Below are 11,434 nucleotides of genomic sequence, written 5' to 3' on the forward strand. Positions count from 1 at the left end.
GGGTCAGCGGCGCAGCCAGCGCACCACGGCGTACCCCTCGCGCTGCTCGCGGGAGGCCTCGCGCCACACCGCGGGATCGATGGCCGGGTAGCGGGTGTCGCCGTCGGGCTCCAGCGGCACCTCGCTGACCACCTGCTCGTCGGCCACGGCGAGCGCCGCGGCGTACACGGTCGCGCCGCCGGCGACCACCACGTCGCCGAGCATCCCGTCGGCCAGCGCGAGCGCGCCGTCGAGGTCGTGGGCCACCAGCACGCCCTCGGCCGACCACGCCGGGTCGCGGGTGAGCACGACGGTGGTGCGCCCGGGCAGCGGCCGCCCGATCGAGTCGTACGTCGCCCGCCCCATCACCAGGGTGTGGCCCAGGGTGACGGCCTTGAAGTGGGCCATCTCCCCCGGCACCCGCCACGGGATGGCCCCGTCGGCGCCGATGACGCCGTTGCGCGCGACCGCCGCCACGAGCAGCACCCGCCTGCCTCCCGGGGTCACCTCAGACCGCGATCGGGGCCTTGATGCCCGGGTGGGGGTCGTAGCCCTCGACCGCGACGTGCTCGAGGTCGAAGTCGGCGAGGTCGCGCACCGACGGGTCGAGCCACAGCGTCGGCAGCGGCCGCGGCTCGCGGGTGAGCTGCAGGCGGGCCTGGTCGAGGTGGTTGGTGTAGAGGTGGGCGTCGCCGAGGGTGTGCACGAAGTCGCCCACGGCCAGGCCGGTCACCTGGGCGACCATGTGGGTCAGCAGCGCGTAGCTGGCGATGTTGAACGGCACGCCGAGGAACACGTCGGCCGAGCGCTGGTAGAGCTGGCACGACAGCCGGCCGGGGGCGCCGTCGAGCCCGGGGGCGACGTAGAACTGGAACATCGTGTGGCAGGGCGCCAGCGCCATGTGGGGCAGGTCGGCGACGTTCCAGGCCGACACGACGTGGCGGCGGGAGTCGGGGTCGCGGCGCACCTGCTCGACCACCTGCGCGAGCTGGTCGACGTGGCGGCCGTCAGGGGTGGGCCAGGAGCGCCACTGCGCGCCGTAGACCGGGCCGAGGTCGCCGTGCTCGTCGGCCCACTCGTCCCAGATCGTCACGCCGCGGTCGCGCAGCCAGGTGACGTTGGTGTCGCCGCGCAGGAACCAGATCAGCTCGGCGAAGACCGAGCGGGTGTGCACCCGCTTCGTGGTGACCAGCGGGAAGCCGGCCGCGAGGTCGAAGCGCATCTGGTGGCCGAACACCGAACGGGTGCCGGTGCCGGTGCGGTCGCCCTTGGCGACCCCCTCGTCCAGGACGCGACGGACGAGGTCGAGGTAGGCCTGCACGTCGCGGAGACTACCGGCCGCGGCCCGCGTCGAGCCGCACCTCCCCCGCCACCGTCGTGCGGGTGTCGCCGCCGACCCAGGTGGTGTCGCCGTCGGTCTCCACGTGCACCCGCCCGCGCCGGCCCAGCACCGTGCCCTGCGCGGCGACGTACGACGCCGGCAGCCGCCCGCCGGCCAGCCACTGCGCGATGCCGGCGTTGAGGCTGCCGGTGACCGGGTCCTCGCCCACGCCGAGGCTCGGCACGAACGCGCGCACCTCCACGTCGGCGGGTCCACCGGGCGGGTGGGGGCCCACGACGCCGAGCCGCAGGTCGCCGAAGGCGGCGAGGTCGGGGCGCAGGTCGAGCACGGCGGCGGCGTCGGGGAGCAGCACGGCGAGCCAGCCCGGCCCGTTGTCGACCCAGGCGGCGTCGACCACGTGCGCCGCGGCTCCGTCGACCCCGCCGAGCACCGCCCGCACGTGGGCCAGGTCGGCGTCGTCGACCGGGCCGGAGCGCACCAGCGGCGGCGCCGCGAAGGCCAGCCGGGCGCCGCGGCGCACCCGGACCAGCCCGGCCCCGCACTCCTGCACGACCGCGTCGTCCTGGGCCGGCACGCCCCCGGCCTCCAGCCAGGCGTGGGCGGAGCCGAGCGTCGGGTGGCCGGCGAACGGCAGCTCACGACCGGGGGTGAAGATGCGCAGCCGGTAGTCGGCGCCCGGTGTCGTGGGGCGGAGCAGGAACGTGGTCTCCGACAGGTTGGTCCACCGCGCGAACGCGGCCATCTGCTCGTCGTCGAGGTCGTCGGCGTCGTGCACCACCGCCACCGGGTTGCCGAGCAGCGGCTCGGCGCTGAAGACGTCGACCTGGCTGAACCGCACGGCCGGCGCCCTCAGGGGTGCAGCGACATGGGGCCGTAGACGCGGCGCTCGCCGTCGAAGAGCACCACCGCGTCGACGCCCTCGGCGGCGAGGTCGCCGAAGCACTCCCCCACCCACGACTCGGCGTCGGCCTGGTTGGCGAAGCGCTCGCCGCCCAGGTCGCCCTCCACCGTGACCTCCTGGCCGGCGGCGTCCTCGAGGCGCCACCACCAGGGCCGCTCGGCGGGGGTGGGCTGGCGGAACGCGGCGGGCTGCTCGGGCAGGTTCACGGGCGGGTCACTTCCTGACGGAGGGGTCGACGAACGGCGGCCGCGTGACCTGGAAGATCTCGCGGCGTCCGCGGACGTCGACGCCGACCTGGGCGTCGTCGGCCACGAACGTCGGCAGCAGCGCCAGGCCGATGCCCTTGCGCAGCGTCGGGGAGAAGGTGCCCGAGGTGACCTCGCCGAGCAGCACGTCGGCGGTCAGCGACACCGTCATGTGGGGACGCGGGATGCCGCGACCGGCGGCCACCAGGCCGTGGAGGCGGCGGCGGGGCCCCGCGACGCGCTCGGCCTCCAGCACGGCCTTGCCCCAGAACGCCTCCTTCTTCCACCCCACCGCCCAGCCGAGGCGGGCCTCGTTGGGGGTGACGTCGAGGGAGATGTCCTGCCCGTGCAGCGGGTAGCCCATCTCGGTGCGCAGCGTGTCGCGCGCCCCCAGGCCGCACGGCAGCAGCCCCAGCGGCTCGCCGGCGGCGACCAGTGCGTCCCACAGCCCGAGCGCCGCGGCGTTGGGTGCCACCAGCTCGTAGCCGCGCTCGCCGGTGTAGCCGGTGCGGCAGACCACGACCTCGTGGCCCCCCGCGCCGGGGTCGACGGGCGAGGTCCACGGCGCGACGGTGAAGCTCATGTAGTCGTGGCCGACCGGGAGGCCCACGGCAGCGAGCAGCTCGTCGCTGCGCGGGCCCTGCACGGCGAGCACGACGTGGTCGCGGTGCTCGTCGGTCACCGTCACGCCGACCGGCGCGGAGGCCGCGAGGCGGCGCACCACCTCGGCGGTGTTGGCGGCGTTCGGCACCAGCAGCACGTGCTCGTCGTCGTGGAGGTAGACGATGAGGTCGTCGACGATGCCGCCGGTCACCTCGTCGCAGCACAGCGTGTACTGCGCCTGCCCGGGGCCGATGCGGCCCAGGTCGTTGCTGAGCGTGGCGTCGACGTACGCCGCCGCGCCGGGCCCGGTGACGCTGGCCTTGCCGAGGTGGCTGACGTCGAAGATGCCGGCGGCCTCCCGCACGGCGGTGTGCTCGCGCACCACGCCGGTGGGGTACTCCAGCGGCATCGCCCACCCGCCGAACTCGGCCAGCTTGGCGCCCAGGTCGACGTGGCGCGCGTGGAGCGGGGAGGTGAGCAGGGACGACTGCAGCGCGGGCTCGGCCATGTCGCCAACCTATCGCGCCGCCCTCCCCGTTAACCTGCAGCGGTGACGACGTACACCCTGCGCAGAGCCGACCCGACCCGGACCAAGGCCGACGCGGTGGTGGTGGGCGTCCTCCACACCGAGAAGGGCCCCCGGCTGGCCCCCGGGGCGGAGGCGGTCGCCGAGGCGTACGGGCGCCGGCTGCGGCCCCTGCTGGCGATGCTCGACCTCACCGGGGCGGCCGGCGAGGCCACCCGCGTGCCGACCGGTGGCACCCTGACCTCCCCCCAGCTCGTGCTGGTCGGCCTCGGTGCCGACCCCACCCCCGACGTCGTGCGCCGCGCGGCCGGCACGGCGGCCCGCACCGTCACCAACGCCGCCACCGTGGCCCTGGCGCTGCCCGCCGAGACCGCCGAGCTGGTGCGTGCGGTGACCGAGGGCTGGGCGCTGGGCGGCTACCGCTTCACGACCTACCAGCGCGACACCGCCCCCGGCGACGCCGCGCCCGCCGAGGTGGCGGTGCTCGCGGCCGGGGCACGCCGTGCCGAGCTCGTCACCGCCTTCGCCGAGGCCCAGGTCGTGGCCGCCGCCGTGGCCACCACCCGCGACTGGGTGAACACGCCTCCCGGCGACCTCACGCCGCCCGCCTTCGCCGACGCGGTGGTCGCCGCGGTGAAGGCGACCTCGAAGGACGTCGACCGTGCCCACCGCGTCACCGCCACCGTGCACGACGAGGCCGCACTGGCCGAGCTCGGCTGCGGCGGCATCCTCGGTGTGGGCGCGGGCTCCGCCGCCCCGTCGCGGCTCGTCGAGCTGACCTACGCGCCCAAGGGCGCCACCCGCCACCTCGCGCTCGTCGGCAAGGGCATCACCTTCGACTCCGGCGGGCTGAGCATCAAGCCGGCCGCCTCGATGAGCGAGATGAAGTCCGACATGGCCGGCGCCGCCGCCGTCGTGCAGGCCACCCTGGCCATCGCCCGCCTCGGCCTGCCGGTGAAGGTCTCCACGTTCGTGCCGATGGCCGAGAACATGCTGTCGGGCTCCGCCACCCGACCCGGCGACGTGCTCAAGCTGTACGGCGGCACCACCGTCGAGATCTCCAACACCGACGCCGAGGGACGCCTCGTGCTCGCCGACGCGCTCGTGCGGGCCACCGAGGTCTCCCCCGACGTCGTGCTCGACGTGGCGACCCTCACCGGCCACATGGTCGTCGCCCTCGGCGACAAGGTCGCCGGCGTGATGGGCACCCCGTCGGTCGTCGACGACGTCCTCGCCGCTGCCCGGGTCGCCGGCGAGCCGCACTGGCCGATGCCGATCCCCGAGCAGATGGGCGAGCGCATCCGCAGCAGCAAGGTCGCCGACCTCGCCCAGCACGACTGGGTGCGCTGGGGCGGCGGGCTGTACGCCGCGGCGTTCCTGCGCGAGTTCACCGCCGGGCTGCCGTGGGCCCACCTCGACATCGCCGGCCCGTCGTTCGGCTCCTCGGCCGCGGGTCACCTCACCGCCGGCGGCACCGGCTTCGCGGTGGCCACCGTGGTCGACTTCGCCCGGGCGCTCAGCCGCACCGAGGCCTGACCGGGTCGCTCAGAGCCCCTGCTGGCGGCGCTGGGCCTTGACGCGGGAGTTGTAGTCGCGCATCCGCTGGGGCACCCCCACCACGGCGGCGTCGTACGACGGCACCTGGTGGCGGTTGCAGAACGCGTGGGCCCACTCGATGGAGGGCACCCGGCGCCGGGTCCACTCGCCGTCGTGGGCCACCAGCAGCAGGGTGACGTCGCTGACCGCCGTGCGCGGCTCGACGAACCCCTCGACACCGCGGCGCTCGACGACCCAGGTCTGCAGGTGGTCCTGGTCGACGGAGTCGGAGGCGCGCACCTGCGTGGAGCCCGTGCGGAACCCGTCGCGCGCGGGCTTGCGCATGCGCGGGGAGCTGCCTCGTCGGAACCGGTCCAGGAACGCCATGGCCCCAGTCTGCCCGTTCCGCCGCAGGCCGGTGTGGACACGCCCTGGAGAAGTGCAAGGATGGATCTGCTCCTGACCCACCCGACGGCACACGGAAGGACCACGGTGGCCGGCTCCGACAACGACACCGACTTCGACGTCCTCGTCCTCGGTGCGGGCTCCGGCGGCTACGCCTGCGCCCTCCGTGCGGCCCAGCTCGGCCTGCGCGTCGGCCTGGTGGAGAAGGACAAGGTGGGCGGCACCTGCCTGCACGTCGGCTGCATCCCGACCAAGGCCCTCCTGCACGCCGCGGAGGTGGCCGACTCCGCGCGCGGCGCCGCCCAGTTCGGCGTGAACGCCAGCCTCGACGGCGTCGACATGGCCGGCGTCAACGCCTACAAGGACGGCGTGGTCCAGCGCCTCTACAAGGGCCTCAGCGGCCTGGTCTCCTCACGCGGCATCACCGTGCTGCAGGGCACCGGCCGGCTGACCGGCCCCGGCGAGGTCACCGTCGACGGCGGGCCCCACACCGCGCGCCACGTCGTGCTGGCCTCCGGCTCCTACCCCCGCACGCTGCCCGGCCTCGAGGTCGACGGCCGCCGCGTGCTCACCTCCGACCACGCCCTGCGCCTCGACCACGTCCCGGCCTCGGTGGTCGTGCTCGGCGGCGGGGTCATCGGCTCGGAGTTCGCCAGCGTCTGGCGCAGCTTCGGGGTCGACGTCACCGTCGTGGAGGCGCTGCCCCGCCTGGTGGCCGGCGAGGACGAGGCGTCGTCCAAGGCCCTCGAGCGCGCCTTCCGCAAGCGCGGCATCACTCTGCGCACCAGCACCCGCTTCCGCTCCGTCGAGACCACCGCCGACGGCGTGGCGGTCACCGTCGAGGGCGCCGGCGGCGCCGACGACGTGATCGAGGCCGAGCTGCTGCTCGTCGCGGTCGGTCGCGGCCCCGCCACCGACGGACTCGGCTACGAGGAGCAGGGCATCGCCACCGAGCGGGGCTTCGTGCTCACCGACGAGCGCTGCCGCACCAACGTCGAGGGCGTGCGTGCGGTGGGCGACATCGTCCCGGGACTGCAGCTGGCCCACCGCGGCTTCGCGCAGGGCATCTTCGTGGCCGAGGACCTCGCCGGCCTCGACCCCGCGCCGATCGACGAGACCGCCGTCCCCCGGGTCACCTACTCCCACCCCGAGGTCGCCTCGGTCGGTCTCGACGAGGCCACCGCGGTGGAGCGCTGGGGAGCCGACGCCGTCGAGACGGTCACCTACGACCTCGGCGGCAACGGCAAGAGCCAGATCCTCAAGACCCAGGGGTTCGTGAAGCTCGTCCGTCGCGCCGACGGCCCCGTGGTCGGCGTGCACATGGTCGGCGACCGCGTCGGCGAGCTCGTCGGCGAGGCCCAGCTGATCTACGGCTGGGAGGCCCACGCCGAGGACGTCGCGCCGCTGCTGCACGCCCACCCCACCCAGAACGAGGCGCTCGGCGAGGCCCACCTCGCCCTCGCGGGCAAGCCGCTGCACGCCCACGGCTGACCCGCTCCGCCTGCTTCCACCTGCGCCACCCGCACCGACCCCACCACGAAGAACGCGAGCGAAGGAACTCACATTGGCCACCGAAGTCAACCTCCCCGCCCTGGGTGAGTCCGTCACCGAGGGCACCGTCACCCGCTGGTTGAAGGCCGTGGGCGACACCGTCGCGGTCGACGAGCCGCTGCTGGAGGTCTCCACCGACAAGGTCGACACCGAGATCCCCTCCCCGGTCGCCGGCACCCTGCTCGAGATCAAGGCCGAGGAGGACGACACCGTCGAGGTCGGCGGCGTCCTCGCGCTGATCGGCGACGAGAGCGAGGCCGGCGCCGACGGCAGCGGCGGGGCCAACATCCCCGACGCCTCCGAGTCCGCCGACTCCGCCACCCCCGAGGCCCAGCCGGTCGACGAGGAGGAGTCGGAGAAGAAGGCCGAGCAGGAGCAGGAGATCGCCGACGAGACCGGCGACCTGCCCCCGGGCGACGAGACCCCCGAGTCCGAGAAGTCCGAGGAGTCCGAGGGCTCCGACAGCTCCGGCGGCGGCTCGGGCACCTCGGTGACCCTGCCCGCCCTGGGCGAGTCGGTCACCGAGGGCACCGTGACCCGTTGGCTGAAGGCCGTCGGCGACGACGTCGCCGTCGACGAGCCCCTCCTCGAGGTGTCCACCGACAAGGTCGACACCGAGATCCCCTCCCCCGTGGCCGGCACCCTGCTGGCGATCAAGGTGGAGGAGGACGAGACCGTCGAGGTCGGCGCCGAGCTGGCCGTCATCGGCGACCAGGGCGCGTCGGTCGACGACGTGTCCGACACCGCCACCCCCGAGGCCCAGCCCAAGGACGACGCGCAGGCCGAGAAGAAGGCGGAGCAGGAGGAGAAGGTCGAGTCCGAGACCGGCGACCTCCCCTCCGGCGACGCGACCCCCGAGCGCGACAAGGGCGGTCAGTCGACGCCCGAGCTCGCCGAGGAGACCACCGAGGCCGCCGAGGAGGCCCCCGCGCCCAGCGGCCAGTCGCCGTCCACCGGCGAGCCGGCCGCCACCGCACCGTCGGGCGGGTCGTCCAGCGGCACCTCGAACGACGCCGCCGGCTACGTCACCCCGCTGGTGCGCAAGCTGGCCAACCAGCACGACGTCGACCTGGCGTCGGTCACCGGCACCGGTGTCGGCGGACGGGTCCGCAAGCAGGACGTCCTGGAGGCCGCCAAGGCCAAGGAGGCCCAGGCCCAGCAGGCCGCGACCCCGGCGGCCGCACCCGCTGCCCCCGCCGCGTCGGCCCCGGCCGCCGCCTCGGGCGCGAAGGCCCCCAGCACGACGCCGTCGCCGCTGCGCGGCACGACCGAGAAGGTCAGCCGCCTGCGCAAGATCATCTCGGAGCGGATGATCAGCTCGCTGCACACCTCGGCGCAGCTCACCCAGGTCGTCGAGGTCGACGTCACCAACATCGCGCGGCTGCGCGAGGCGTCGAAGGCCGACTTCCTGGCCCGCGAGGGCGTCAAGCTCTCCTACCTGCCCTTCTTCGCGAAGGCGGCGATCGACGCGCTCAAGCAGCACCCGAAGCTGAACGCGACGATCGACACCGACGCCGGTGAGATCACCTACTACGACCGCGAGAACGTCGCGTTCGCGGTGGACACCGAGAAGGGCCTGCTGACCCCGGTCGTCAAGGACGCCGGTGACCTGTCGATCGCCGGTCTGGCCAAGAAGATCGCCGACGTGGCCCAGCGCACCCGCACCAACAAGATCGGTCCCGACGAGCTGTCGGGCGGCACGTTCACGATCACCAACCTCGGCAGCGTGGGCGCCCTCTGGGACACCCCGATCATCAACCAGCCGCAGGTCGCGATCATGGGCCCCGGCGCGGTGGTGAAGCGTCCGGTCGTCATCGACGACGCCAACCTGGGCGAGACCATCGCGGTGCGCCACATGGTCTACCTGGCGCTCACCTACGACCACCGCCTGGTCGACGGCGCCGACGCCGGCCGCTTCCTGCAGGACGTGAAGTCGCGCCTGGAGTCCGGCCAGTTCGAGGTCTGAGCACCACCCGGTCCGTCGGCCGGCACGCCCCCCGCGCGGGGTCGTGCCGGCCGCCGGCATTTCGGCGGTCTGACAGGGTGGCGACATGTCTCTCGACGTCGTCATGGCCGGCTCGTCCGGGTTCCTCGGGTCCCACCTCGTCAGCGCCCTGCGGGCGCGCGGCCACACCGTCACGACGCTGACCCGCCGTCCCGCCCGCGGACCCGGCGAGTCGACCTGGGACCCGTACGCCGGCGTCTACGACCGGGCGCTGGTGCAGTCGGCCGACGTCGTGGTCAACCTCGCCGGCGCGCCCACCGTCGGCAACCCCCACTCCGCCACCTGGGCCCGCGAGCTGCGCGAGAGCCGGGTGACCACCACCCGGGTGCTCGCCGACGCGGTCGCCACCGCCGAGCGGCCCCCGGCGCTGCTCGCCGGCAACGGCATCTCCTTCTACGGCGACCACGGCGACACCGTGCTGACCGAGTCGGCCGAGAGCCGCGGCGACGCGCTGCTCACCGACGTCACCCGCGAGTGGCAGGCGGCCGCCGACGCCGCCGTGGACGCCGGGGCCCGCGTCTGCGTGCTGCGCACGGCGCCGGTGATGGACGCTGAAGCAGCGCCGCTGAAGCAGCTGCGCCTGGTCTTCAAGGCCGGTCTCGGCGCGCGCCTCGGCTCGGGTGCGCAGCACATGGCGATGATCTCGCTGCGCGACTGGGTCGACGCCACCGTCCACCTGGCCGAGCACGACTCGGCGTCGGGGCCGTTCAACCTCTGCTGCGTGGAGACCCCGACCAACGCGGAGTTCACCCGTGCCCTGGCCGCCGCCGTGCACCGCCCCGCCGTGGTGCGGGTGCCGTCGCCCCTGCTGCGCCTCGGCGCCGGCCGGATGGCCGCGGAGCTGCTGGGCTCGCTCAACGTGCGCCCCACCGCGCTGCTCGACTCGGGTTATCAGTTCCACGACCCCGACGTCGACGCCGTGCTCGCCGCCGCGCTGGCCTGACGCGCCTCCACCACCAGCCACCGCCCGCCCTCGCGGCGCAGCACCACCCGCCGCGTCGAGGGCGCGTCGACCGGCAGGGTCTCGCGCACCCCTCGCCCGACGGCCACCCCGCCGGCGAGTCGGTCGGTGACCACGAGACGCAGGGTGCGCGCCGCCACCCCGCCGCCGGCCACCGCGACCAGCTGCGTGCGCAGCCCGTGCACCCGCAGGCCCCGCGCCACCCAGGCCCGCAGCATCTCCACGTCGGCGACCGCGGTCGCGGAGCCCGCGACGTAGAGCCCCCGCAGCCGGTGGAGGTCGCCGGTCGCCCAGGCCGCGGCCCGGCGGCGGTCCCAGTCGCGCAGCACGTCGGCGGCCAGCACGGCAGGGCGAGGCGTCGTGGGGGGAGCCGGCGCGGCGACCCCCGGCGCGGCCGGCCCGGCGCCGGGCCCGGCGCCGGGCAGGGCCACCACGGCCACGGCCGCCACCGCCCCGAGGACGGTCACGACGAGGACGGCGAGCAGCAGGCGCGGCAGCAGCATGGCCCTCTCCTACCCGTTCCGCACCCGGCCGTCCCCGTCGTCCACAGGTAGGCTCGGGAGCATGGACAGCCCCGGCGCACTCGACGTCCGCACGGTCGGCCTCGGCGACGACGCCGTCGACTACCTCGCGGCCTGGGACCTGCAGCGCGAGGTGCACGCCCAGGTCGTCGACGGCACCGCCCCCGACACCGTGCTGCTGCTCGAGCACCCGCCCACCTTCACCGCCGGCAAGCGCACCGACCCCCACGAGCGGCCCGTCGACCCCGGTGGCGCGCCGGTGCTCGACGTCGACCGCGGCGGCAAGATCACCTACCACGGGCCCGGCCAGCTGGTCGGCTACCCGATCGTGCGGCTGCCCGACCACGTCCTCGTCGTCGACTTCGTGCGCCGCATGGAGGAGGCGATGATCGCCACCTGCGCCGACCTGGGCGTGGCGACCGCGCGGGTGCCGGGCCGCAGCGGGGTGTGGCTGCGCGCCGACGGCGCCCGCCCCGAGCGCAAGGTCGGCGCCATCGGCATCCGGGTCAGCCGCGGCGTCACCATGCACGGCATCTCGCTGAACTGCGACGTCGACCTCGGCTGGTACGACCGGTTCGTGCCCTGCGGCATCGCCGACGCCGGCGTCACCTCGCTGACGCAGGAGACCGGGCGCGACGTCACGGTCGCCGAGGTGCTCCCGGTGCTGGTGGGCCACCTGCGCGGGCTGCTGGCCTGGCAGCCGTACGTCGCGACCCCCGACTACGAGGCCCGCCCCGAGCCCGGGCGGGCGCCGCGCATCGAGGTCCTCGCCCCCGGTCGCTGAGCCGCGTCACCCCCCTCGCTCGGGTCCGGGGAAGGTGGAGGACACACCCGGCGCGTCCCGCGCCACCGGGCCCCC

At 75.0% G+C, this 11,434-nt stretch carries 12 protein-coding genes; 5 read left to right on the forward strand and 7 right to left on the reverse strand.

Going from position 1 to position 11,434, the window contains the following annotated elements; genetic code table 11:
* Positions 1–3: 3 nt before the first annotated feature.
* The 5 genes from AC4OR8_RS10465 to gcvT are packed head-to-tail and all read right to left on the reverse strand — an operon-like array spanning position 4 to position 3,578.
* Positions 4–465 (reverse strand): dihydrofolate reductase, encoded by a 462-nt coding sequence (locus AC4OR8_RS10465; protein WP_492165492.1) that lies wholly within the window; start codon positions 463–465, stop codon positions 4–6.
* A 22-nt stretch (positions 466–487) separates the two neighbouring features.
* Entirely contained in the window at positions 488–1,300 is an 813-nt protein-coding gene (locus AC4OR8_RS10470) for a thymidylate synthase (RefSeq protein ID WP_492165493.1), read from the reverse strand.
* Between the two features lie 10 nt (positions 1,301–1,310).
* Entirely contained in the window at positions 1,311–2,159 is an 849-nt protein-coding gene (locus AC4OR8_RS10475; protein ID WP_492165494.1) for a PhzF family phenazine biosynthesis protein, read from the reverse strand.
* Between the two features lie 11 nt (positions 2,160–2,170).
* Positions 2,171–2,428 (reverse strand): hypothetical protein, encoded by a 258-nt coding sequence (locus tag AC4OR8_RS10480; protein ID WP_492165495.1) that lies wholly within the window; start codon positions 2,426–2,428, stop codon positions 2,171–2,173.
* 7 nt (positions 2,429–2,435) lie between these two features.
* A complete protein-coding gene (gene gcvT, locus AC4OR8_RS10485; RefSeq protein WP_492165496.1) occupies positions 2,436–3,578 on the reverse strand; it encodes a glycine cleavage system aminomethyltransferase GcvT in 1,143 nt (380 codons plus the stop codon).
* Positions 3,579–3,620: 42 nt separating this feature from the next.
* Between gcvT and AC4OR8_RS10490 the strand changes: the two genes are divergently transcribed.
* Positions 3,621–5,132 carry a leucyl aminopeptidase gene (locus tag AC4OR8_RS10490; RefSeq protein ID WP_492165497.1) on the forward strand — a complete coding sequence of 504 codons (1,512 nt, stop codon included), beginning with the start codon at positions 3,621–3,623 and terminating at the stop codon, positions 5,130–5,132.
* 9 nt (positions 5,133–5,141) lie between these two features.
* Here AC4OR8_RS10490 and AC4OR8_RS10495 read toward each other — a convergent pair whose 3' ends face one another.
* A complete protein-coding gene (locus tag AC4OR8_RS10495) occupies positions 5,142–5,519 on the reverse strand; it encodes a hypothetical protein (RefSeq protein WP_492165498.1) in 378 nt (125 codons plus the stop codon).
* 60 nt (positions 5,520–5,579) lie between these two features.
* Here AC4OR8_RS10495 and lpdA point away from each other — a divergent pair, with 60 nt between their 5' ends.
* From lpdA to AC4OR8_RS10510, 3 genes are all read left to right on the forward strand, one after another.
* The gene (gene lpdA, locus AC4OR8_RS10500) at positions 5,580–7,028 is read left to right on the forward strand and encodes a dihydrolipoyl dehydrogenase (RefSeq protein WP_492165499.1); all 1,449 of its coding nucleotides are present in this window, start codon (positions 5,580–5,582) and stop codon (positions 7,026–7,028) included.
* A gap of 73 nt (positions 7,029–7,101) precedes the next feature.
* The gene (sucB, locus tag AC4OR8_RS10505; protein WP_492165500.1) at positions 7,102–9,054 is read left to right on the forward strand and encodes a 2-oxoglutarate dehydrogenase, E2 component, dihydrolipoamide succinyltransferase; all 1,953 of its coding nucleotides are present in this window, start codon (positions 7,102–7,104) and stop codon (positions 9,052–9,054) included.
* 85 nt (positions 9,055–9,139) lie between these two features.
* Positions 9,140–10,036 carry a TIGR01777 family oxidoreductase gene (locus AC4OR8_RS10510; protein ID WP_492165501.1) on the forward strand — a complete coding sequence of 299 codons (897 nt, stop codon included), beginning with the start codon at positions 9,140–9,142 and terminating at the stop codon, positions 10,034–10,036.
* Here the strand turns inward: AC4OR8_RS10510 and AC4OR8_RS10515 are convergent.
* A complete protein-coding gene (locus AC4OR8_RS10515) occupies positions 9,985–10,557 on the reverse strand; it encodes a hypothetical protein (protein WP_492165502.1) in 573 nt (190 codons plus the stop codon). The two genes, AC4OR8_RS10510 and AC4OR8_RS10515, sit on opposite strands and share 52 nt — an antisense overlap.
* Before the next feature lie 61 nt (positions 10,558–10,618).
* On the opposite strand from AC4OR8_RS10515, the gene lipB reads away from it, so the two are divergent.
* Positions 10,619–11,359 carry a lipoyl(octanoyl) transferase LipB gene (gene lipB / locus AC4OR8_RS10520; protein WP_492165503.1) on the forward strand — a complete coding sequence of 247 codons (741 nt, stop codon included), beginning with the start codon at positions 10,619–10,621 and terminating at the stop codon, positions 11,357–11,359.
* Positions 11,360–11,434 lie beyond the last annotated feature (75 nt).

The organism is Nocardioides sp. FY1077 (assembly GCF_058681775.1).